Raw genomic sequence first — 21,210 nt, 5'->3', positions numbered from 1 at the left:
GACCCTAGAGTCATCTCGTGACCCTTGAGAAGAACACTCGCGTCCACGCCTTCGGCGACGATGCACTCGGCGACCTCGACTCTGTCGGGGTCGCCGCTGCCATTGCCTCGGGAGCCATCAGCGCCCGCGAAGCCGCCGAGGCTGCCATCGCCCGCGCCGAACGGGTCAATCCCGAGCTGAACGCGATCCAGCACCCCGATTTCGAGCGCGGCCTCGCCGCGGCCGAGCAGCCCACCGAGGGCCTGCTCGCCGGCGTGCCGACGTTCGTCAAGGACAACACCGACTTCGCCGGGCTGCCGACCGACCAGGGATCCCTCGCGGTGAAGTCGGTCGCGGCCCCTGCCCATGCCCCGTTCACGGACCAGTTCCTGTCGGCCGGGCTCACGGTGCTCGGCAAGTCCACGATGCCGGAGTTCGGCTTCAACGCCACGACCGAGTACGCGACCTTGCCCCCGACGCGGAACCCGTGGAACACCGCCTACTCCGCCGGTGCATCGTCCGGAGGCGCTGCGGCCCTGGTCGCGTCCGGCGTCGTGCCGATCGCCCACGCCAACGACGGCGGCGGGTCGATCCGCATCCCGGCCGCCGCGTGCGGCCTCGTCGGGCTGAAGCCGACCCGCGGACGGGTCGTGCCTGCCGCGGAGGCCGCCAAGCTGCCGGTCGACATCGTGTCCAACGGCGTCGTCACCCGCACGGTGCGCGACACGGCACACTTCATGGCAGCCACCCAGGCGTACCGGCCGGCGACGAAGCTCAAGCCGCTGGGACTCGTCGAGGGCCCGTCCGAGCGGCGCCTGCGGATCGGGATGATCCTGGACTCGGTCACCGGCAAGCCGACCGACGAGGACACCCGCACGGCCGTCCTGGCGACGGCGGACCTCCTCGGAAGCCTGGGGCACGAGGTCGTCGAGGTCCCGCTGCCCGTCGACAAGGCGTTCATGGAGGACTTCAAGCACTACTGGGGCCTGCTGGCGTTCTCCACCCAGCACTTCGGCCGCAAGGTCATGGGCCCCGGCTTCGACAAAACCCTGACCGATCCCCTCACGCGCGGCCTGGCTCGCCGGTTCGTCCGGCAGGCGTGGCGTACGCCGACCGCGATCCGCGGTCTCAAGCGTTCCGAGATCCGCTACCGCGCGGCGTTTGCCGACGTCGACGTCATCGTGTCGCCCACGCTCGCGTACGCGACGCCGGAGCTGGGCTTCCTGTCCCCCGCGGTCGAGTTCCCCGTGATGTTCGAGCGCCTGGTGCAGTACGCCGCGTTCACGCCGCTCAACAACGCTGCCGGCGGTCCGGCGATCTCACTGCCGCTGGGCCGGTCCTCGGCGGACCTGCCGATCGGCGTGCACTTCTCGGCCGACCACGGCGACGAGCAGACACTTCTCGAGCTCGCCTACGAGCTCGAGGCCGCCCAGCCGTTCGCGAAGATCCAGAGTTGAGCCTCGTCCTTCGTCGTCTGGCCATCGCGGACGAGGCGGACATCAAGGCCGCGGTGGCCGAGCTCGAGGCCGAGGGCGGGCACTGGTCCTATCGCTACCGCCCCGACCTGACGTGGCCGGACTACGTCGCGCTCGTGCACGGCTGGGAGGACGGCCACGACCTGCCCGGGGACTTCGTGGCCAACGCCGACCTGGTGGCCGACGTCGACGGCGTCGTGGTCGGCCGAGCCTCGCTGCGTCTCGAGCTCAACGACTTCCTGCGCACGCTCGGCGGCCACATCGGCTATGCCGTACGCCCGCAGTTCCGCGGCCGCGGCCACGCCAAGGAGATCCTGCGCCAGTCCGTCGAGCTGCTGCGTGCGCGCGGCGTCAGTCCGGTCCTCGTGACGTGCGACGACGACAACCTCGCCTCGGCGCGGGTGATCGAGGCCAACGGCGGCGTGCTCGAGAACATCGTCCCCGGGGTCGCGGACATCCCCAAACGTCGCTACTGGATCAGCTGACGCCCCGAGATTCAGCGGTAGTGCTGGTGGCCGGCAGGGCCTTCGTACGCGCTGCCGTCGACCGTCAGGCCTCTGCCGTCCGCGACCCGGCCGATGCGGGTCCAGCCCTCCGGGAGGGTGGCCTGCGAGCTGAACGTGGCCACGAGGGCATAGTCGTCGCCGCCGGTCAGCATGAACGCCATCGGGTCGGCCCCGAGCGCCTCGCTGACGGTCGCGACAGCCTCGGGGACCACGAACGTCGTCGAGTCGAGGTCGATCGCGACGCCGCTCGCCTCGGCGATGTGCCCGAGGTCGGCCAGCAGGCCGTCACTGATGTCGGTCATCGCGGTCGCGCCGGCGCCCGCCGCCTGGGGGCCTGCGGCATACGGCGGGTGCGGCACCCGGTGGGCGTCCACGGCAGCCTTGGGCGATCGGAACCCGCGGCTCAGCGCGGCGAACCCCGCGCCCGCGAGCCCCAGCTGCCCGGCGTACGCCACGACGTCACCGGGCAGGGCGCCCGATCGCAGCACCGGACGGGCGACGTCGCCCATCGCGGTGACGGCGATGACGATCTTGTCGGACGCGGTGACGTCTCCCCCGACGATGTTGGCACCGACGTGGGCGCACTCGACCTCGAACCCCCGGGTCATCTCCAGGGCCCACGAGGCCGGCAGGTCTCCCGGTGCCCCGAAGCCGACCGTCAGCGCCGTCGCGACTCCACCCATCGCGTTGATGTCGGAGAGGTTGCAGGCGGCGGCCTTGCGGCCGATGTCGTGTGCCGAGGACCAGTCACGACGAAAGTGCCGGCCCTCGATGAGCAGGTCGGTCGACACGAGGAAGCTGCCGTCCTTGGTCGAGACATGGGCGGCGTCGTCGCCCGGACCGAGCAGGATCTGGCGGTTGTCGCCGATCTGGCCGCGCAGCTGATCGATCAGGCCGAACTCGCCGAGGTCACCGATCGTGGGTTCGTCCGCAGCACTGGTCGCCATGGGCGCCATTGTGTCGCAGGCAGCGGCGCACGTGAGGAGGCGCATCGGGTAGCGTGGCACAGTCCGGTCTACCGAAGGAGTTCCACGATGGCTGTGCAGGCATACATCCTCGTCCAGACCGAGGTCGGCAAGGCCGCCGAGGTCGCGACTGCGATCGCCGCCATCGAGGGCGTCACGCTCGCCGAGGACGTCACCGGCCCGTACGACGTGATTGTGCGCGCGGAGGGCCCCAGCGTCGACGAGCTCGGCGCCCTGGTCGTGACCACGATCCAGAACGTCCCCGGCATCACCCGCACCCTGACCTGCCCCATCGTTCGCATCTAGGCCGCACGACGTGGCTCGCCGCCTCCTGCTCGCACTCGCCCTAGGCACGGCTCTCGCCGCGTCCGGCTGCGGCTCGGAGCTCACGGTCGACGAGTACCCCACCGAGGCGGGCACGACCATCAACTGCAAGAGCCTGCTCGCTGACCTGCCTCGCACGGTCGCGGGCCAGGACAACCGCGCCGTCAAGGACGGCAACGCCGCGGCGTGGGGCGATCCGGCCATCATTCTGAGGTGCGGGGTCGAGACACCCGAAGACCTCGGACCGGCGTCGCGGTGCGACATGGTCGACGGCGTGGGCTGGTTCACCGAGTCGACGGCCGACGGCTACCTCTTCACGACGATCGGCCGCGACTTCCACGTCAGCGTCGAGGTCCCCCACGACCACGAGCCGGAGGCCGATGCCCTCGCCGACGTGGCGGACTCGGTCGAGCGGCACGACCCGGTCGTGAAACCCTGCGTCTAGCGCAGGCCGGTCTCGCGCTCGATCGCGAGCTGGATCAGCCGCTCCACGAGCTCGGGGTAGGACACCCCGCTCGCCTGCCACAGCACCGGGAACATCGAGAACGGCGTGAATCCCGGCATCGTGTTGATCTCGTTGATCACGAGACCGTCGTCGGTCAGGAAGAAGTCCACCCGGGCGAGCCCTTCGCACCCGACCGCCTCGAAGGCCTGCACGGCGTACGTCCGGATGCGCTCGCTGAGCGTCTCGGGGACGTCCGCCGGGGCGACGTTGCTGCTGGTGCCGTCGAGGTACTTGGCCTCGAAGTCGTAGAACTCGTGCGCCGAGTCCTGCGCGACCGTGATCTCGCCGACCACGCTCGCGACGGGCTTGCCGTCCGGGCCCTGGATGACCGCGCACTCGAGCTCGCGCTTGCCCTTGGCTCCGGCCTCCACGATGACCTTGGGATCGAAGTCGCGGGCCTTGTTGACGGCGCCGTCGAGCGCCTCCCACGTGTCGACCATGGTGACCCCGGAGCTGGAGCCGGCCCGCGCCGGCTTGACGAAGACCGGCAGTCCCAGCGCGCGGATGCGTGCCTCGACCCGGTCGCGCTCGCCCTTCCACTGCCACGGCAGCACGGTGACGTACGGCAGCTGCGGGAGCCCGGCGGCGGAGAAGACCGTCTTGGTGAACGGCTTGTCCATGCTGACCGCGCTGGCGAGCACGCCGGCGCCGACGTATCGGACGTCAGCCATCTCGAAGAGGCCCTGGACCGTCCCGTCCTCGCCCCACGGCCCGTGGAGCAGCGGGAACACCGCGTCGTAGCCGCGCAGGTCCTCCCACGCGAAGGGCGGCAGCTCGCCGCGCACCTCGGGCAGCTGGCCCGGCACCAGCTCGGCCCACTCGAGGTTCTCGCGGACCCAGGTGCCGTCGCGCGTGATGCCGACGGGCTGCACGTCGTAGCGATCGGTGTCGATCGCGGCGATGACCTCACGGGCCGTGAGGCACGAAACCCCGTGCTCGCTGGAACGGCCGCCAAAAATGACAGCGAGTCTGGGTCGGTTGGCTGAGGTGTCCATCGAGAGGCTCATTGTCGAGCACCATACCGCTCAGGGCATGATGTCCTCATGCCCGGACACGAACTCTCGCCCTCGACGATCGCCGTCGGCGCCGGCCGGCCGGACCGGGTCCCGGGGAGCCCTCTCAACGCACCGATCACGCTCGCCAGTGCCTTCGTGCCCGGGGGCTCGTCGGAGTACGGCCGCCACGGAAATCCGACGTGGGACTCGTTCGAGACCGTGCTCGGCGCCCTCGAGGGCGGCCGGGCGCTGGCCTTCTCCTCCGGCATGGCTGCCTCGAGCGCCCTGTTCGACCTGGTGCCCGCCAAGGCCACCGTCGTTGCGCCGCGTCACGCCTACTACGGCACGCTCAACCAGCTGCAGGAGCGTGATCGGCGGGGTCAGATCGAGCTCAAGCTCGTCGACATCGACAACACCCAGCAGGTCATCGATGCCGCCGAGAGCGCTGCCCTGGTGTGGATCGAGTCGCCGACCAACCCGTCGCTGGAGGTCGCCGACATCGCAGCGATCTCGCAAGCGGCCTCGCGCTCCGGCGCGGCTGTCGCGGTCGACAACACGTTCGCGACTCCCCTGCGCCAGCGCCCCCTCGACCTGGGCGCCGACTTCGCGGTGCACTCGGCCTCGAAGCTGCTGTCGGGCCACAGCGACGTCATCCTCGGCGCGGTCGTCACCAACAGCGACCGCGCCCACGCCGCGATCGAGAAGCGCCGCACCGTCCTGGGCGCGATCCCCGGCGCGATGGAGACCTGGCTCGCGGCACGCGGCATCCGTACGCTCCACGTGCGCCTCGACCGGGCGGAGGCCAACGCCAAGGAGCTCCACAAGCGGCTCTCGGCATCCAGTCGCATCGTCTACTCGCGTTATCCCGGGTTCGGCACGATCATCGCGTTCGAGGTCGCCGGCGGCGCCCAGGTCGCGCAGAAGATGACCGAGCAGAGCGATGTCATCACCTACGCCACGAGCCTCGGCGGGGTCGAGTCGACGTGGGAGCGGCGGCGCCGGCACCCCAACGAGCCGGACACCGTGCCCGAGGGCCTGATCCGGTTCTCGGTGGGCATCGAGGACGTCGAGGACCTCTGGATCGACATCCAGAACGTGCTTGCGGCGTTCGCCTAGAGCGTCTCGGGCTTCGCCTGCCGCGAGATCAGTGCTCCGACGAGGTCGTCGGGGCTCATCTCACCGGCGATCAGCGCAGCGACGTGCTCGACGATCGGCATCTCGACGTCGTGCAGCTTGGCCAGCTCGCTGACCGACACGCAGGACTTCACGCCCTCGGCCACCTGGCTGGTCTGCGCCGTGACCTCCTCGACGCTCATGCCGCGCCCGAGCTTCTCGCCGAACGTGCGGTTGCGCGACAGCGGTGACGAGCAGGTGGCGACCAGGTCGCCCATCCCCGCGAGCCCCATGAACGTGACGGGGTCGGCGCCGATCACCGCGCCCAGCCGCGCCGTCTCGGCGAGACCACGCGTGATGACGGAGGCCTTGGTGTTGTCGCCATAGCCCAGTCCGACGCACACACCCACGGCGAGGCCGATGATGTTCTTGGCCGTGCCGGCGAGCTCACAGCCGATGACGTCGGTCATCGAGTACGGCCGGAAGGCCGCCGAGTGGCACAGCTTCTGCAGTCGCTCGGCCACGCCCTGGTCCTCGCACGCCACGACGCTGGCGGCAGGCTCACGGTTGGCGATCTCCCGGGCGAGGTTGGGACCCGAGACGACGGCGATGCGCTCGGGTCCAGCACCGGTGATCTCGGCGATGACCTCGCTCATGCGCTTGTGGGTGCCGAGCTCGACACCCTTCATCAGGCTGACCATGACGGCGTCGGCCGGGATGTGCTCGCTCCACGACTCGAGGTTGCCGCGCAGCTGCTGCGACGGCACCGCGAGCACCACGACCTCGGCGCCGGCCATCGCCTCGGCCGGGTCGGACGTTGCCGTGATCTCCTTGGGCAGCGCGATGCCCGGCAGGTAGTCGGAGTTCTCATGCTTGCTGTTGATCGACTCGCACAGCTCAGGCCGCCGCCCCCAGAGGCGTACGTCATTGCCGGCGTCGGCCAGCACCATGGCAAAGGCCGTGCCCCACGAACCTGCGCCCATCACGGCTGTCTGCGCCATTCACGATTCCTGTCTCTTGGGAGGAAGCTGCTGGTAGTTGGTCTTCGGCTTGCTCAAGGTATGCACATCGATGCGAGGTGTCGAGGGCAGCTCGCCCCGCACCTCGGCCATCATCGCAGTCAGGGTGTCCATCAGCCGGTCGGTCGCCGCGTGGAGGACCTGCTCGGTGAGCTCCTTGCCCTGGAAGTCGGACAGGTCCACGGGCTTGCCGACCCTGATGTGGATCGTCTTGCGGGGGAACAGGCGCAGCTTCTTGGCGTACGGCCAGAGGATCTCCTGCGGGCCCCACTGCATCAGCGGCACGAGCGGCTTGCCGGTGCTGAGCGCGACCCGGACGGCGCCGGTGCGCCCGCTCATGGGCCAGGCGGCGGGATCGCGGGTGATCGTGCCCTCGGGGTAGATCGTGACGACGTGGCCCGCCTCGACCGCGGCGGCCGCGGCGCGCAGCGACTCGGCGGCGCCTTCGGTGCTGCGGTAGACGGGGATCTGCTCGGCGCTGCGCAGGATCCAGCCGTAGCCCTTAGCCCCGACCAGCGTGTCCTTGGCCAGGAAGCGTGGCGCGATGTTGTTGTCGAGCATGAAGTGGCCGATCAGGAACGGATCGGCGTGGGACACGTGGTTGGGCGCGAGCACGAATCCGCCCTCCGGCAGGTTCTCCATGCCCTGCCAGTCCCGCTTGGTCGTCATCATCAGGATCGGCCGCAGGAAGAACCTGATGACCCTGATCGTTCGAGGAACGGGGCGTCTCACCATGAGGGCGAGCCTAATCCTTCGCGTCCCGGCTAGGGTGACTGCCATGCAGGGCACCGTCGCGAGCTTCGACCAGTCCACCCGCGACGGCAGCCTCCTGACCGACGAGGGCATGCCGCTGTCGTTCCCGGCGGCGTCGCTCGCCGACCACATCCGTCACCTGCGTGTGGGCCAGCGCGTGTTCGTCGAGACCGGTCCCGACGGCGCCGTGACGGCGATCAGCATCTGGCGCTGACGAGTCAGAGGGTGGCGGGCTTGAAGCTCGGCCGCGACTTCTCGTACGTCACGATGTCGTCCTCGTGGCTCAGCGTGATGCCGACGTCGTCGAGACCCTCGAGCAGGCGCCACCGGGTGTAGTCGTCGATCGTGAACGAGTCCTCGATCGCGTCGACGCCGTCGCCGGCCTTGACCGTGCGCGACTCGAGATCGATCGTGATCGTCGCGCCGGGGTTGGCGTCCAGGTAGTCCCAGAGGCGCTGCACGACCTTGTCGTCGACCTGGGCCGCGAGCAGGCCGGCCTTGCCGGAGTTGCCGCGGAAGATGTCGCCGAAGCGGGGCGAGATGACGACCTTGAAGCCGTAGTTCTGCAGCGCCCAGACGGCGTGCTCACGCGACGAGCCGGTGCCGAAGTCCGGCCCGGCGACGAGCACCGTGGCGTTCTTGAACGCGTCCTGGTTGAGGACGAACGACGGGTCGCTGCGCCAGGCCGAGAACAGGCCCTCCTCGAACCCGTCGCGCGTGACCTTCTTGAGCCACACGGCGGGGATGATCTGGTCGGTGTCGACGTTGCTGCGTCGCAGCGGGGCGCCAACTCCGGTATGACTGCTGAACTTCTCCATCGTCAGGCTCCTGCCTTCTCGAGCTCGGCGAGGTCGGCCGGCCCGGCCAGGTGGCCCAGGATGCCGGTCGCGACGGCGACGTCGGGCGACACGAGGTGTGTCCGTCCGCCCTTGCCCTGCCGGCCCTCGAAGTTGCGGTTGGACGTCGAGGCGCTGCGCTCCCCCGGCGTGAGCTGGTCGGGGTTCATGCCGAGGCACATCGAGCAGCCCGCGCCGCGCCACTCGGCACCGGCGTCCTTGAAGATCACGTCGAGGCCCTCCTGCTCGGCCTGCAGGCGTACGCGGACCGAGCCCGGCACCACGAGGATGCGGGTGTCCGGAGCGACCTTGTGCCCGTCGATCAGGTTGGCGGCGACGCGGAGGTCCTCGATGCGGCCGTTGGTGCACGAGCCGATGAACACCGTGTCGACCTTGATGTCCTTCATCGGCGTGCCCGCCTCGAGGCCCATGTAGCGAAGGGCGTTCTCGGCGGCGATGCGCTCGTTGTCGTCCTCGAACGACGCCGGGTCGGGGACGTTGCCCGACAGCGGCACGCCCTGGCCGGGGTTGGTGCCCCACGTGACGAACGGCGTGATGGTCGACGCGTCGATCGTGATGACCTTGTCGAACTCGGCGTCGTCGTCAGTGACGAGGCTGTCCCAGTAGGCCACCGCAGCATCCCAGTCGGCGCCCTGCGGCGCGTTGGGCCGGCCTTCGAGGTAGTCGTACGTCGTCTGGTCCGGTGCGATGAGACCGGCCTTGGCGCCCCACTCGATCGACATGTTGCAGATCGTCATGCGCGCTTCCATCGACAGCTTGCGGATCGCCTCGCCGCGGTACTCCACGATGTAGCCCTGGCCGCCGCCGGTGGTCTCCTGCGTGATGAGCGCCAGGATCAGGTCCTTGGCGGTCGAGCCGACCGGCAGCTCTCCGACGACCTCGACGGCCATCATCTTGGGCTTGGCCTGCGACAGCGACTGCGTGGCCAGGACGTGCTCGACCTCGGACGTGCCGATGCCGAACGCGATCGAGCCGAACGCGCCGTGCGTCGACGTGTGCGAGTCGCCGCACACGATCGTCATGCCGGGCTGCGTGAGCCCGAGCTGGGGCCCGACGACGTGCACGATGCCCTGGTCGATGTCGCCCATGGGGTGCAGGCGGACGCCGAACTCCTCGCAGTTGCGGCGGAGCGTCTCGACCTGGGTGCGGGACACGAGGTCGGCGATCGGCTTGTCGAGGTCGGTCGTCGGGATGTTGTGGTCCTCGGTGGCCAGCGTGAGGTCGGGGCGGCGCACGGTGCGCCCCGCGATCCGCAGCCCGTCGAAGGCCTGAGGGCTCGTCACCTCGTGGATCAGGTGGAGGTCGATGTAGAGCAGGTCGGGCTCGCCCTCGTGGCTGCGTACGACGTGCTCGTCCCAGATCTTCTCGGCAAGGGTCTTGCCCATGGTGCTCTCCTCAGCTGCGTTCCGTGCCCCTCGGCACGACCACCAGTATGCACTTGCGTCTCACAATGCGATACGGCAGTATCAAGACATGGACAACTCTAGCGGAGTCGGCGTTCTCGACAAAGCCGCTCTCGTGCTCGCCGCACTCGAGCCGGGACCCGCCACGCTCGCCGGCCTCGTCGCCAGCACGGGCCTCGCCCGGCCGACCGCTCACCGCCTCGCGGTGGCACTGGAACATCATCGACTCGTCGCTCGGGACATGCAAGGACGCTTCATCCTGGGCCCACGCCTCGGCGAGCTCGCCGCCGCCGCCGGCGAGGACCGCCTGCTCGCGGCTGCCGGTCCCGTGCTGGCCCGCCTGCGCGACATCACCGGCGAGTCGGCGCAGCTGTTCCGTCGCCAGGGCGACTTCCGCGTGTGCGTCGCCGCCGCCGATCGGCCCACCGGCCTCCGCGACTCGATCCCCGTCGGTGGCCAGCTGACGATGAGCGCCGGCTCCGCGGCCCAGGTCCTGCTCTCGTGGGAGGATCCCGAGCGCATGAACAAGGGCCTGCTCAAGGCCACCTTCTCGGCCGCCGAGCTGTCAGCCGTACGCCGACGTGGGTGGGCCCAGAGCGTCGGCGAGCGTGAGACCGGCGTCGGCTCGGTGTCGGCCCCGGTGCGCTCCCCGTCGGGCAAGGTCGTCGCCGCCGTGTCGGTCTCCGGTCCGCTGGAGCGCCTCACGCGTCAGCCCGGCCGGATGCACGCCCCCGCCGTGGTCGCCGCGGCCGAGCGGCTCTCGCAGAGCCTTCGCCGCTCGAACTAGGCCGCGAGGTCGTCCGGGGACATCACTCGGAGGACCGCGTCGTCCGCAGTGTGGAGCGGCCAGCTGCCGAGAGCGTGGACCTGCGTCACGGCGGTGATGGCGCGGATCCACTGGATGTCGGAGGCACGCGTGCCGGCGTGCGTGGGACGGGCCCACAGCATCGCGACGCTGCCCTCGGGCTCGCTCTCGTCGAGAACCGTGCGCAGCGACCGTGCCAGGCTGACCAGCATCTGGCCGTCCGGCGCGGCCGGGCAGTCGGTGACGTTGACGATCGAGGGGTGCACCCGCCCGTCGTGGCCCAGGATGACCGCGAAGATCTGCCTGCTCCCGAACCCCAGCGGCTCGATGAGCCGGCGCCAGAGAGCCTCGAGGTCAGCGGCTGAGTGGACGTCGGGCAGGTCGCGTGAGGTCATGCCCAACGATGTGCGGACATCGCCGCGGCCGTCGAGCTCGTTGTCCACAGCAGGTCCTCCCTAGACGAGCCGCGCGAGCAGCTGGTCCTTGCGCATGCGGGAGTACCCGGCGACGCCTTGGGCGCGGGCCGCCTCGCGGAGCTGGACCACGGTCCAGGTCGCCTCCGGCAGCGGGGCGTCTCTGAGGGCGAGCGGTTCGGCCCGGGGGTGGTCCGCGATGGCCTGTCGCTCGCGTGCCTTGGCCTTCTTGCGCCGGGCCGTGGCGTCGGCGATGGCCTTCTCGGCCTCGGCGATGGCCTTCTCGGCTCTGCCGCGGACCTTCTGCAGACGGGACTTGTGCTTGTCGGCCCGCTTCTGCCAAGCCTTCGACTCCGCCTCGAGGGTCTTGACCCGGGCCCGCAGCACGGTGACCTCAGCCGTGAGCTCGTCGACCGTCGAGGTCGCCACGGCGAGCCTGCGCTCGAGCTTGCTCGGCTTGGGTGTCGTCTTGCCGGCCATCAGCACCTCCGGGAGCGGATGCCCAGCACCTTGGCCCACCGAGGTGAACGGACGGCGAACGCGAGCACGCGGTCAGCCGAACGGTCAGAACAGGCCGGGCTGCTCGAGGTCGAGCAGGGTCTTCTTGCGCTCGAGTCCTCCGGCATACCCCGTCAGCGAGCCGTTCGAGCCGATGACTCGGTGGCACGGCACGACGATGGGGATCGGGTTCGCGCCGTTGGCCGCTCCGACCGCCCTCGAGATGACCGGCTCGTAGCCGAGTCGACGCGCGATGTCGCCGTAGCTGGCGGTCTCCCCGTACGGGATGCGCTGCAGCTCGGCCCAGACCTTCTTCTGGAACTCCGAGCCCTCACTGGCCAGAGGCAGGTCGAACGCCGTGCGCTCGCCCTTGAAGTACTCGCTGAGCTGCAGCTCGGCGCGGTCGAGCAACGCGTCGCTCACCCGTGTCCTGCGCGGGTTGGCGGCGCCGAAGTCGATCGCCGTGATCAGACCGGCCGAGGCGTGGATGCGGAGCCCGCCGATCGGTGAGTCCATCCACCGCGTGGTGCGTGAGCTGCTCATGAAGGTGTCCTTTCGAGGGCTGAGGTGGCGCGCCACAGGTGCATGCCTGCGTAGGAACGCCATGGGCGCCACCGTTCGGTGTCGTCCGCTGTGATGCCACGACGGTCGAGCTCGCGCCGCAGCACGAGATCGGTCGTCAGGAGGATGTCGGGGTGCGCAAGTGCGCGCATCACGATGTAGTCCGCCGTCCACGGGCCGATGCCGCGCATGGCCACGAGCTGCTCGCGCACGGCCTCGCGATCGACGCCCGGGTCGAGGTCGAGCTTGCCGTCAGCGACCGCCTGGGACAGGTCGATGATCGTACGGGCTCGGGACTGTGGCATCCCGAGCTCGGTGGGTGCGGCCTCGGCCAGTGACTCTGCGGCGGGAAAGGCATGGGTCAGGCCGAAGGCGGCCGCCAGCGCGAAGTCGACGCGCGTGCCGCGGACGGGAACCTGGCGACCGAGCACGGTGTTGGCCCCGGCGACCGAGACCTGCTGCCCGACGATCGTGCGCACGGCGAGCTCGTAGCCGTCCACGTGTGACGGCACCCGCAAGCCGGGCGCAGCTGCCACGAGCTCGCGCATCGCCGGATCGGCACCCAGCACGCCGTCGATGGCCACGGGGTCGGCATCGAGGTCGAGCATCCGCCGGGCGCGACCGATGGCCACCGCCGTGTCGCGCAGGTCGGCGAGCTCGAGCTCGCACTCGACGCGGTCGTCGCACACCGTCAGCGCCATCACGCCCAGCCCGTGAGGCAGTCGCAGCACGCGGGCGTACGTGCGGTCCTGCACCGTCTCGACACCTGGCAGGACGTGCGCGGCCAGGAAGTCCAGCAGCGCCTCGGCATGGAACGGCTGCCGCACCGCCAGGCGTACGGTCACCCGTCCGGTCGGTGTGCTGCGACGCCGGCCCCGCATCTCGGTCGGCGACAGGGCGTAGACGTGCCGGACCGAGTCGTTGAACTGGCGGATCGACGCGAAGCCGGCCGCGAACGCGATGTCCGACATGGGCATGTCGGTCGTCTCGATGAGGACCCGCGCTGCGTGGGCCCGGTTGCTCCGGGCCAGGGCGAGGGGACCCGCGCCAAGCTCCTGGGTCAGCATCCGGGTGACATGGCGCTGGCTGTAGCCGAGACGGCTCGCGAGTCCTTCGACGCCCTCGCGCTCGACGACACCGTCGCCGATCAGTCGCATCGCGCGACCCACGGCGTCGGCCCGGACGTTCCACTCCGGCGACCCGGGCGTGGTGTCGGGACGGCACCGGCGGCACGCCCGGAACCCGGCATCCTGTGCAGCCGCGGCGGAGGGATGGAAGGTGACGTTCTCGCGCTTGGGCGTCACCGCCGGGCAGGAGGGACGGCAGTAGATGCCGGTCGTCCTGACCCCGACGTAGAACACACCGTCGAAGCGCGCGTCGCGCGACGATGCGGCCCGGTAGCAGCGTTCGTGGTCGGTGTGCATGTCTCCATCATGACCGCTTGGCCGGACACTTACCGGCGGGTTTCGGACATGGACGCGGTATGGGTTCGGGGCCGGATGCTGGGGGTACTCGTCACCCATGCATACGACACCTCAGCGACAGTCCGGCCGCGCCGGCACCCGCTCGTTGGCCTGGGGCGTCCTGGCAGCAGCGGTGCTGCAGGTCATCGCCCCGGTCATCACGATCAACGGTCCAGGAGCGTCGCCCGGGAGCGGATCAGGGCCGGACCTGTTGATCACTCCGGTGGGATGGGCGTTCTCGATCTGGGGCGTCATCTACGCCCTGGCCATCGCCCAGGCCATCGGTGTGCTGGTGCGAGGAGGCGACATTCCCCTGCGACTCCAACTCGATCAGATCGTGCTCTACCTGGGCGGCGCCCTGTGGATCGCGCTGGCCGGGCTCGACAGCAGCCAGGCGACCGCGGGAGCTCTGCTGCTGATGCTGGTCGCGGCGGTCGACGGCGTCCTGACAGCAGCTCGCCGACAGCTGCACGCAGGATGGCTGACCGTGCTCACCCGCGCCGCCGTGGGCCTGTACGCCGGCTGGGTCACCGCTGCCTTCTTCCTCAACGCCTCCACGGCACTGGTCGACTCGGGTGTCGTCGAGGCCGATGAGCTCTCGTGGCAGGTCGGCGTCCTCGTGGCAGCCGTCCTCACCCTGGTGGCACTCACCATCGCGTCGCGCGGCATCCTCACCTACGCAGCCGCCGGCGTGTGGGCTCTGCTCGGCATCGCCGTCACCGGCCGGTCCGACGGTACGACCGAGGTGGTCACCGTCGCCGCGATCTCTGCCATCGTGCTCGTGGCGACCACCGCAGCACTCAGGCTGACCGGCCACCGCCCGGCAGCTCACCACACGGCCTGACCGCCGACGCAGAAGACCCCCTGGACCGGCATCTCTGCTGGTCAGGGGGTCTTCTCCATGGTAGCCCCGACGGGATTCGAACCCGCGCTACCGCCTTGAGAGGGCGGCGTGCTAGGCCGCTACACAACGGGGCCATGGGTGGTCTTGCGACCGCATGAAACCCTACCAAAGCGTGCTCGGGAGCTGCTCGGAGGGTTTCGCTGGGATACTAGGACTCGAACCTAGAATGGCGGTACCAGAAACCGCTGTGTTGCCAATTACACCATATCCCACTGGCCGCGGACGGGGTCCGAGCCGAGGTCACACTTTACCCGACCGGACCTTCCACGCCCAAACCGGGACCACCTCTCAGGACGCGATCGCGGACGACAACCGCGCCAGCGTGACGTCCCGACCGAGCAGCTCGAGCGACTCGAACAGCGGTGGCGAGATCCTGCTGCCCGTGACCGCAACGCGTACCGGCCCGAAGGCCAGTCGAGGCTTGAGTCCGAGCCCCTCGATGAGAGCAGCCCGCAGGGCTTCCTCGATCGACTCGGTCGACCAGTCCGCGACCTGGGCGAGGGCCTCGTGCGCCGAACGAGCGACAGCGATGCCGGCCTCGTCGAGGTTCTTGGCGCGGTCCGCCTCGTCGATCGAGAACTCCGACTCACCGACGAACAGGAACCGCAGCATGTCGACCGCCTCGGTCAGCAGCGTCATGCGCTCGTGCACCAACGGCGTCGCAGCCTCGAGGACGCTCAGCTGGTCCGCGGTCGGCTCGGCATCGATCAGCCCAGCGGCCTGGAAGTAGGGCACCAACCGGTCGCGCAGGTCGTCCGGTGCCAGCAGGCGTACGTGCGAGCCGTTGATCGCCTCGCACTTCTTGATGTCGAAGCGGGCGGGGTTGGGGTTGACCCGGCCGATCTCGAACGCCTCGACCATCTCGGGAATCGAGAAGATGTCGCGATCCTCGGCGATCGACCAGCCCAGCAGGGCCATGTAGTTCAGCAGCCCCTCGGGCAGGAACCCCTTGGGCTTGTAGTCCAGCAGATTGGACTCCGGGTCGCGCTTGGACAGCTTGCGGTTGCCCTCCCCCATCACGAACGGCAGGTGCCCGAACTCGGGGGTGAACCCGCCGCCGATGCCGATCTCGGCGAACGCCTCGTACAGCGCGATCTGGCGCGGCGTCGAGCTCAGCAGGTCCTCGCCGCGCAGCACATGGGTGATGCCCATCAGCGCGTCGTCGGTCGGGTTGGTCAGGGTGTAGAGCGGTTGGCCGTTGGCGCGCACGAGGACGTAGTCCTGGACGTTGGCGGAGTCGAACGTGATCTCGCCACGGACCAGGTCGTTGAACGTGTAGGTGCGCTCCGGCATCTTGAAGCGGATGACCGGCTCGCGGCCCTCGGCCTCGTACGCCGCGACCTGCTCGGCCGTGAGGTTGCGGTGCAGGCCGTCGTAGCCGCTGGGCCTGCCGGCGGCACGGGCGGCGTTGCGGCGCTCCTCGAGCTCCTCGGCGGTGTCGTACGCCTTGTAGGCGAAGCCCGCCTCGAGCAGCTGCTGCGCGACGTCGGCGTAGATGTCCATCCGTTCGGACTGGCGGTAGGGGCCGTTGGGGCCTCCGACCTCCGGGCCTTCGTCCCAGTCGAGCCCGAGCCAGCGCATGACGTCGATCAGGAGCTGGTAGGACTCCTCGTTGTCGCGGGAGGTGTCGGTGTCCTCGATGCGGAAGACGAACCGTCCTCCGTGATGACGCGCGAAGGCCCAGCTGAACAGGGCCGTGCGAGCCATGCCGACGTGCGGGTTGCCGGTCGGTGACGGGCAGAACCGAGCCACGACGGGACGGGCGGGCGTATGGATGTCACTGCTCACGGGAGACCACGCTGTTCGTCAGGGTGCCGATGCCTTCGATGGTGACGCTGACCTCGTCGCCGACCGTCATGGGACCGACACCGTCGGGCGTACCGGTCAAGATGACGTCGCCGGGCAGCAAGGTCATGAACGAGGAGACGTACTCGATGATGGCGGGGACGGTGAAGACCATGTCAGAGGTGTTGCCGTCCTGCTTGATCTCCTCGCCGAGGCGGGTCGTGACCTGGACCTTCGACGGGTCGAAGTCGGTCTCGATCCACGGTCCGAGCGGGCAGAACGTGTCGAAGCCCTTGGCGCGGGTCCACTGACCATCCTTGTTCTGCAGGTCGCGCGCGGTGACGTCGTTGCCGATCGTGTAGCCGAAGATCACCTTCGCGGCGTCCGCTGCCGAGATGTCGCGGCAGATCCGGCCGATCACGACGGCGAGCTCGCCCTCGAAGTGGACGTCCTCGCTCTGGTCGGGATAGAAGATCGGCTCGCCCGGCCCGATGACACTGGTGTTGGGCTTGAGGAAGATCAGCGGCTCGGTGGGCACGTCGTTGCCGAGCTCGGCCGCGTGTGCCGCGTAGTTGCGTCCCACGCACACGACCTTGCTGCGCGGGATCACCGGCGCCAGCAGGCGTACGTCCGCGAGCGGGATCTTCTGCCCGCTGAGGTTGAGCCCCGCGTAGAGGGGATCACCGTTCAGGACCGCGATGGTGGGGACGCCGTTGTCGTCCCCGATGACTCCGAAGCGGGGATCGTCGTCCCCCGCGAACCTGGCGATGCGCATAGGGACACAGCCTATCGGTCGACCGACCCGGCAAGACCGCCGCCAAGAAGCGTTGACTGAATATTCAGTCAGGACCTATTGTGTCGACATGACCTCTCGCCAGGACGACATCGTCCGTGCTGCCGCACGCTGCATCGCACGCCAGGGCGTCCGTGGGCTGCGCGTCCACGACGTCGCGGCCGAGGCCGGCGTCTCGACGAGCCTGCTCTACTACCACTTCGCCGATCGCGACGGCCTGCTCGCGGCCACCCTCGCGCACGTGGACGCGCTCGTGCCGGAGCCGCGCACCGGCACGGCGGCCGACCTGACCGAGCTCCTCCTCGGCGAGATCACCGACGACGACGCGATCCGGGCCGGGTCCGTCGCCTGGAGCGAGCTGCGCGCGTCCGCGGCCTTCGAGGACGCGATCCGCGAGCCGCTGGCCCGACGCACTGCAGCGTGGAACGACCGCATCCAGGCCGCCCTCGAGACGGCCGGCGCTCCGGGTGACACCGCGATGCTCGCGATCGCCCTGACCGCCTTGGTGGAGGGGCTGACCGGCCGCTGGATCAGCGGTGAGCTGACCACCGACGAGGCGCGTGGCGTGCTGGCCGGCACCGTCGAACGACTCGTCCCGGCGGGGGTGGCCGCATGAAGCTCCTGACCGCCGACGGCGCCCTGCCTTCTCTCGCCGGGTCCGCGTCCGAGCCACAGCGGCCGCCGCTGCGGGTCGGACTGGTGCAACACCGCTGGCGGGCCGATCCCGACGAGCTGGCCACCGTGCTCCACGACGCCGTCGGCCTCGCCGCCGCCGCAGGGGCCCGCGCGGTCTTCCTGCCCGAGCTGACGCTCAGCAAGTACCCCGCCGACGTCCGGGCGCCGGCCCGGCCCGGCGAGCACGCCGAGGACCTGTCGTCCGGACCCACGTTCGCGCTCGCCGCACGGGCCGCCCGCGAGCACGGTGTCGTCGTGCACGCCTCGCTCTACGAGCGCGCCGACGGTCCGGACGGTCGGGGGTTCAACACCGCGATCCTGGTGTCCGTCGACGGCACGCTGCTGGCGCGCACGCGCAAGACCCACATCCCGGTCACCGCCGGCTACTACGAGGACACCTGGTTCCGCCCCGGGCCGCCCGACGACGCGTACCCGGTGGTCGCGGTCGACCGGCTCGAAGCGCGGCTCGGGCTGCCGACCTGCTGGGACGAGTGGTTCCCCGAGGTCTCCCGCGCCTACTCGCTGGCCGGCGCCGAGATCCTGGTCTACCCCACCGCGATCGGGTCGGAGCCGGCGTTCCCCGACTTCGACACCCAGCCGCTGTGGCGCCACGTCATCGTGGGCAACGGCATCACGGCCGGGACGTTCATGGTCGTGCCCAACCGCACCGGCGACGAGGGAGCGCTGCGGTTCTACGGATCCTCGTTCATCTCGGACCCCTACGGACGTGTGCTCGTCGAGGCACCCCGCGACGAGGAGGCGGTGCTGGTAGCCGACCTCGATCTGCAGCAGCGTCGCGACTGGCTCGACCTCTTCCCGTTCCTCACGACCCGGCGGCCCGACACCTACGCCGCACTCACCCGGCCGGTGGACGCGGCCCGGCCCTACGGGGGCGCATGAGCTGGGTGATGCCGGCTGAGACGGCGCTGCAGGACCGGGTCTGGATGGCCTTTCCACCGAGCGGCTACCTGCTCGGCGACTCGACCGAGGACGCGCACGAGGCCCGTGCCGCGTGGACCGCAGTGGCCCACGCGGTGCTGGAGTTCGAGCCGGTCACGATGGTGGTCGACCCGGCTGACCTCGAGACCGCCCGGACCTACCTGTCCGCCGACATCGAGCTCCTCCCGGTTCCCCTCGACGACGCGTGGATGCGCGACATGGGGCCCACGTTCGTCCGCGGGACCGACGGCTCGGTCGCCGGCGTCGACTGGGTGTTCAACGGCTGGGGCGCCCAGGAGTGGGCCCGCTGGGACCGGGACCAGCACGTGGCGCGGGCCGTCCTGGCGCACGTCGGTCTCGAGGTCGTGCCGTCGCCGCTGGTCAACGAGGGCGGCGGGTTCCACGTCGACGGCGCCGGCGCGGTGCTCGTCACCGACACCGTGCAGCTCGACCCCGGACGCAACCCCGGGCTCGGCCGCGCGGACGTCGAGGCCGAGCTGCGACGGACCCTCGGCGTCGACGACGTCGTCTGGGTGCCGCGCGGCCTCACCCGGGACAGCGAGCGCTTCGGCACCCGCGGGCACATCGACATCGTCGCCACGTTCCCCTCCCCCGGCGTGCTCCTGGTGCACGACCAGCGCGACGAGTCGCACCCTGACGCCGCCGTCATGCGCGACGTCCGCGCGGCCCTTGGCACGCGGTGGGAGATCGTCGACCTGCCCGCGCCGACCGGCCTCAGGGACGCCGAGGGCTGGGTCGACCACAGCTACGTCAACCACCTCGTCGTCAACGGCGGCGTCATCACCTGCGCGTTCGACGACCCGCACGACGCCGACGCCGCGGCGATCCTGGCCGATGCCTACCCGGGCCGGACGGTGCGCAGCGTCGACGCGCGCCCGCTCTTCGCCCGCGGTGGCGGGGTGCACTGCATCACGCAGCAGCAGCCGTCGGCTCAGGCGCTGCCGTAGCGGCGGTTGCGGGCGGCGTACTCCTCGATCGCGGTCCAGAGGGCGCGCCGGTCGACGTCGGGCCAGGCGATGTCGGAGAAGACCATCTCGGCGTAGGCGGACTGCCACAGCAAGAAGTTGCTGGTGCGCTGCTCCCCCGACGTGCGCCAGAACAGGTCGACGTCAGCCATGTCGGGCTCGTCGAGGTAGCGGGCGAACGTACGCTCGTTGACCTTGTCGGGGTCGACCTTGCCGGCGGCGACGTCGCGGGCCAGTGCTGCTGCGGCATCGGCGATCTCGGCCCGGCCGCCGTAGTTGACGCACATCGTGAGGGTCAGGACGTCGTTGGCCTTGGTCAGCTCCTCGGCGGTCTCGAGCTCCTTGATGACGCTGCGCCACAGCCGGGGACGGCGCCCTGCCCAGCGCACCCGGACGCCGAGCTCGTGCATCTCGTCACGCCGACGCCTGATGACATCGCGGTTGAATCCCATGAGGAACCGCACCTCATCGGGCGAACGCTTCCAGTTCTCGGTCGAGAACGCATAGGCCGACACCGCCTTGACGCCGATCTCGATGGCGCCCTCGACGACGTCGAACAGCGCCGCCTCACCCATCTCGTGACCGGCGGTGCGTGGCAGACCGCGCTGCTTGGCCCAACGCCCGTTGCCGTCCATGACGATCGCGACGTGGCGAGGCACCTGCTCGATCGGGATCGCCGGCGGCTTCGCCCCTGAGGCGTGCGGCACCGGCGGACGTACCTCGCGTCGCATCAGCGATCCACGTGGCTCAGCGAACGCAGGCCACGCTCGAGGTGCCAGGAGAGGTACGCGCTGACGATGCTGCTGGCCTCACGGCGCGACCGGTCGTCGGACGTGCCGACCGTGCTCCAGTCGCCGCTCAGCAGGCCGGCGAGCAGGGTGACGGTGAACGGCGAGGGTGCCGCGGAGCCGGCCACCCGGCACTCGTCGCACAACATCCCGCCCGACGCGGCGTGGAAGTTGCGATGCGGGCCCTCGGCGGCGCAACGGGCGCAGGCGTCGAAGGTCGGCGCGTAGCCGGCGATCGACAGGGCTCGCAGCTGGTAGGAGTCGAGGATCAGGCTGGGCGTCATGCGGCCCTCGGTGAGGGCCCGGAGGGCACCGACCAGCAGCTGGAGCTGCGGCACGGCCGGCTCGCCGTCCTCCTGCACGAGCCGTTCGGCGGTCTCGAGCATCGCGGTGCCCGCGGTGTAGGCCGCGTAGTCGCCGCCGAGATCCTTGGCGAAGGCGTTGATCGTCTCGACCTGCGTGATGATGTCGAGCGAGCGCCCCTCGGCGAGCTGCAGGTCAACGTGCATGAACGGCTCGAGCCGGCCGCCGAACCGCGACGTCGTCTTGCGGATGCCCTTGGCGGCGGCGCGCACGATGCCGCGATCACGCGTCAGGAGCGTGATGATGCGATCGGCTTCACCGAGCTTGTGGACGCGCAGCACGATGCCGGCGTCACGGTAGAGGCTCACCCGTCCATTGTGCCGTGCTGGACCGACGATCCTGC

Annotated in this window: 25 protein-coding genes and 2 tRNA genes; 11 read left to right on the top strand and 16 right to left on the bottom strand. The window is 70.1% G+C overall.

Going from position 1 to position 21,210, the window contains the following annotated elements:
• The first annotated feature begins 17 nt into the window (after positions 1 to 17).
• Both AB0N22_RS02375 and AB0N22_RS02370 read left to right on the top strand, forming a co-directional pair.
• Complete coding sequence (locus AB0N22_RS02375) at positions 18 to 1,436, top strand: amidase (protein WP_364635560.1); 1,419 nt, start codon at positions 18 to 20, stop codon at positions 1,434 to 1,436.
• Positions 1,433 to 1,939 (top strand): GNAT family N-acetyltransferase, encoded by a 507-nt coding sequence (locus AB0N22_RS02370; RefSeq protein ID WP_364635557.1) that lies wholly within the window; start codon positions 1,433 to 1,435, stop codon positions 1,937 to 1,939. The genes AB0N22_RS02375 and AB0N22_RS02370 overlap by 4 nt, the downstream gene beginning before the upstream one ends.
• Before the next feature lie 11 nt (positions 1,940 to 1,950).
• On the opposite strand, the gene AB0N22_RS02365 is transcribed toward AB0N22_RS02370, so the two are convergent.
• Positions 1,951 to 2,907: a thiamine-phosphate kinase gene (locus AB0N22_RS02365; RefSeq protein ID WP_364635554.1), complete on the bottom strand. Its 957-nt coding sequence runs from the start codon at positions 2,905 to 2,907 to the stop codon at positions 1,951 to 1,953.
• Between the two features lie 87 nt (positions 2,908 to 2,994).
• Here AB0N22_RS02365 and AB0N22_RS02360 point away from each other — a divergent pair, with 87 nt between their 5' ends.
• Positions 2,995 to 3,231, top strand: a complete 237-nt coding sequence (locus tag AB0N22_RS02360) for an Lrp/AsnC ligand binding domain-containing protein (RefSeq protein WP_364635552.1) — start codon at positions 2,995 to 2,997, stop codon at positions 3,229 to 3,231.
• Positions 3,232 to 3,241: 10 nt separating this feature from the next.
• Positions 3,242 to 3,694 carry a DUF3515 domain-containing protein gene (locus tag AB0N22_RS02355; protein WP_364635549.1) on the top strand — a complete coding sequence of 151 codons (453 nt, stop codon included), beginning with the start codon at positions 3,242 to 3,244 and terminating at the stop codon, positions 3,692 to 3,694.
• Here AB0N22_RS02355 and AB0N22_RS02350 read toward each other — a convergent pair.
• Complete coding sequence (locus AB0N22_RS02350) at positions 3,691 to 4,749, bottom strand: D-alanine--D-alanine ligase family protein (RefSeq protein WP_364635546.1); 1,059 nt, start codon at positions 4,747 to 4,749, stop codon at positions 3,691 to 3,693. The genes AB0N22_RS02355 and AB0N22_RS02350 overlap by 4 nt on opposite strands.
• Before the next feature lie 48 nt (positions 4,750 to 4,797).
• Between AB0N22_RS02350 and AB0N22_RS02345 the strand changes: the two genes are divergently transcribed.
• Positions 4,798 to 5,865 (top strand): PLP-dependent aspartate aminotransferase family protein, encoded by a 1,068-nt coding sequence (locus tag AB0N22_RS02345; protein ID WP_364635544.1) that lies wholly within the window; start codon positions 4,798 to 4,800, stop codon positions 5,863 to 5,865.
• On the opposite strand, the gene AB0N22_RS02340 is transcribed toward AB0N22_RS02345, so the two are convergent.
• Together AB0N22_RS02340 and AB0N22_RS02335 are read right to left on the bottom strand one after the other, a co-directional pair.
• A complete protein-coding gene (locus tag AB0N22_RS02340) occupies positions 5,862 to 6,863 on the bottom strand; it encodes an NAD(P)H-dependent glycerol-3-phosphate dehydrogenase (RefSeq protein WP_364635541.1) in 1,002 nt (333 codons plus the stop codon). The two genes, AB0N22_RS02345 and AB0N22_RS02340, sit on opposite strands and share 4 nt — an antisense overlap.
• A complete protein-coding gene (locus AB0N22_RS02335) occupies positions 6,864 to 7,616 on the bottom strand; it encodes a lysophospholipid acyltransferase family protein (protein ID WP_364635538.1) in 753 nt (250 codons plus the stop codon).
• A gap of 43 nt (positions 7,617 to 7,659) precedes the next feature.
• On the opposite strand from AB0N22_RS02335, the gene AB0N22_RS02330 reads away from it, so the two are divergent.
• Entirely contained in the window at positions 7,660 to 7,848 is a 189-nt protein-coding gene (locus tag AB0N22_RS02330; RefSeq protein ID WP_364635536.1) for a hypothetical protein, read from the top strand.
• Between the two features lie 4 nt (positions 7,849 to 7,852).
• On the opposite strand, the gene leuD is transcribed toward AB0N22_RS02330, so the two are convergent.
• Together leuD and leuC are read right to left on the bottom strand one after the other, a co-directional pair.
• Positions 7,853 to 8,452: a 3-isopropylmalate dehydratase small subunit gene (leuD, locus tag AB0N22_RS02325; protein ID WP_364635534.1), complete on the bottom strand. Its 600-nt coding sequence runs from the start codon at positions 8,450 to 8,452 to the stop codon at positions 7,853 to 7,855.
• 2 nt (positions 8,453 to 8,454) lie between these two features.
• A complete protein-coding gene (gene leuC, locus AB0N22_RS02320) occupies positions 8,455 to 9,876 on the bottom strand; it encodes a 3-isopropylmalate dehydratase large subunit (RefSeq protein ID WP_364635531.1) in 1,422 nt (473 codons plus the stop codon).
• Positions 9,877 to 9,964: 88 nt separating this feature from the next.
• Here leuC and AB0N22_RS02315 point away from each other — a divergent pair, with 88 nt between their 5' ends.
• Positions 9,965 to 10,681, top strand: coding sequence for an IclR family transcriptional regulator (locus AB0N22_RS02315; RefSeq protein WP_056213070.1), 717 nt, complete (start codon positions 9,965 to 9,967; stop codon positions 10,679 to 10,681).
• On the opposite strand, the gene AB0N22_RS02310 is transcribed toward AB0N22_RS02315, so the two are convergent.
• The 4 genes from AB0N22_RS02310 to AB0N22_RS02295 all read right to left on the bottom strand — a co-directional run bounded on the left by AB0N22_RS02310 (position 10,678) and on the right by AB0N22_RS02295 (position 13,595).
• Positions 10,678 to 11,142 carry a hypothetical protein gene (locus tag AB0N22_RS02310; RefSeq protein ID WP_364635529.1) on the bottom strand — a complete coding sequence of 155 codons (465 nt, stop codon included), beginning with the start codon at positions 11,140 to 11,142 and terminating at the stop codon, positions 10,678 to 10,680. The genes AB0N22_RS02315 and AB0N22_RS02310 overlap by 4 nt on opposite strands.
• 12 nt (positions 11,143 to 11,154) lie before the next feature.
• A complete protein-coding gene (locus tag AB0N22_RS02305; protein ID WP_364635526.1) occupies positions 11,155 to 11,592 on the bottom strand; it encodes a Rho termination factor N-terminal domain-containing protein in 438 nt (145 codons plus the stop codon).
• Positions 11,593 to 11,676: 84 nt separating this feature from the next.
• A complete protein-coding gene (locus AB0N22_RS02300; protein ID WP_364635523.1) occupies positions 11,677 to 12,153 on the bottom strand; it encodes a methylated-DNA--[protein]-cysteine S-methyltransferase in 477 nt (158 codons plus the stop codon).
• A complete protein-coding gene (locus AB0N22_RS02295; RefSeq protein WP_364635520.1) occupies positions 12,150 to 13,595 on the bottom strand; it encodes an AlkA N-terminal domain-containing protein in 1,446 nt (481 codons plus the stop codon). The genes AB0N22_RS02300 and AB0N22_RS02295 overlap by 4 nt, the downstream gene beginning before the upstream one ends.
• Positions 13,596 to 13,692: 97 nt before the next feature.
• Here AB0N22_RS02295 and AB0N22_RS02290 point away from each other — a divergent pair, with 97 nt between their 5' ends.
• Entirely contained in the window at positions 13,693 to 14,478 is a 786-nt protein-coding gene (locus AB0N22_RS02290) for a hypothetical protein (RefSeq protein WP_364635517.1), read from the top strand.
• A gap of 58 nt (positions 14,479 to 14,536) precedes the next feature.
• On the opposite strand, the gene AB0N22_RS02285 is transcribed toward AB0N22_RS02290, so the two are convergent.
• The 4 genes from AB0N22_RS02285 to AB0N22_RS02270 form a co-directional block, all read right to left on the bottom strand.
• Positions 14,537 to 14,612 (bottom strand) — tRNA-Glu (locus tag AB0N22_RS02285).
• Between the two features lie 66 nt (positions 14,613 to 14,678).
• Positions 14,679 to 14,750 (bottom strand) — tRNA-Gln (locus tag AB0N22_RS02280).
• Between the two features lie 76 nt (positions 14,751 to 14,826).
• Positions 14,827 to 16,326 (bottom strand): glutamate--tRNA ligase, encoded by a 1,500-nt coding sequence (gltX, locus tag AB0N22_RS02275; protein ID WP_364635514.1) that lies wholly within the window; start codon positions 16,324 to 16,326, stop codon positions 14,827 to 14,829.
• The gene (locus AB0N22_RS02270; protein WP_364635512.1) at positions 16,316 to 17,098 is read right to left on the bottom strand and encodes a fumarylacetoacetate hydrolase family protein; all 783 of its coding nucleotides are present in this window, start codon (positions 17,096 to 17,098) and stop codon (positions 16,316 to 16,318) included. The genes gltX and AB0N22_RS02270 overlap by 11 nt, the downstream gene beginning before the upstream one ends.
• A gap of 88 nt (positions 17,099 to 17,186) precedes the next feature.
• Between AB0N22_RS02270 and AB0N22_RS02265 the strand changes: the two genes are divergently transcribed.
• The 3 genes from AB0N22_RS02265 to AB0N22_RS02255 are packed head-to-tail and all read left to right on the top strand — an operon-like array spanning position 17,187 to position 19,698.
• Entirely contained in the window at positions 17,187 to 17,732 is a 546-nt protein-coding gene (locus tag AB0N22_RS02265) for a TetR family transcriptional regulator (RefSeq protein WP_364635509.1), read from the top strand.
• Positions 17,729 to 18,691 (top strand): nitrilase-related carbon-nitrogen hydrolase, encoded by a 963-nt coding sequence (locus AB0N22_RS02260; protein WP_364635506.1) that lies wholly within the window; start codon positions 17,729 to 17,731, stop codon positions 18,689 to 18,691. Before AB0N22_RS02265 ends, AB0N22_RS02260 begins: the two co-directional genes overlap by 4 nt.
• Positions 18,688 to 19,698, top strand: a complete 1,011-nt coding sequence (locus tag AB0N22_RS02255; RefSeq protein ID WP_364635503.1) for an agmatine deiminase family protein — start codon at positions 18,688 to 18,690, stop codon at positions 19,696 to 19,698. Before AB0N22_RS02260 ends, AB0N22_RS02255 begins: the two co-directional genes overlap by 4 nt.
• On the opposite strand, the gene AB0N22_RS02250 is transcribed toward AB0N22_RS02255, so the two are convergent.
• Both AB0N22_RS02250 and recO read right to left on the bottom strand, forming a co-directional pair.
• Entirely contained in the window at positions 19,683 to 20,447 is a 765-nt protein-coding gene (locus AB0N22_RS02250; RefSeq protein ID WP_364635500.1) for an isoprenyl transferase, read from the bottom strand. The two genes, AB0N22_RS02255 and AB0N22_RS02250, sit on opposite strands and share 16 nt — an antisense overlap.
• A complete protein-coding gene (recO, locus tag AB0N22_RS02245; protein ID WP_364635497.1) occupies positions 20,447 to 21,175 on the bottom strand; it encodes a DNA repair protein RecO in 729 nt (242 codons plus the stop codon). The genes AB0N22_RS02250 and recO overlap by 1 nt, the downstream gene beginning before the upstream one ends.
• Positions 21,176 to 21,210 lie beyond the last annotated feature (35 nt).

The organism is Aeromicrobium sp. NPDC092404 (assembly GCF_040684095.1).
Taxonomy (GTDB): Bacteria; Actinomycetota; Actinomycetes; order Propionibacteriales; family Nocardioidaceae; genus Aeromicrobium.
This window is presented reverse-complemented; position numbering and strand designations above follow the sequence as displayed.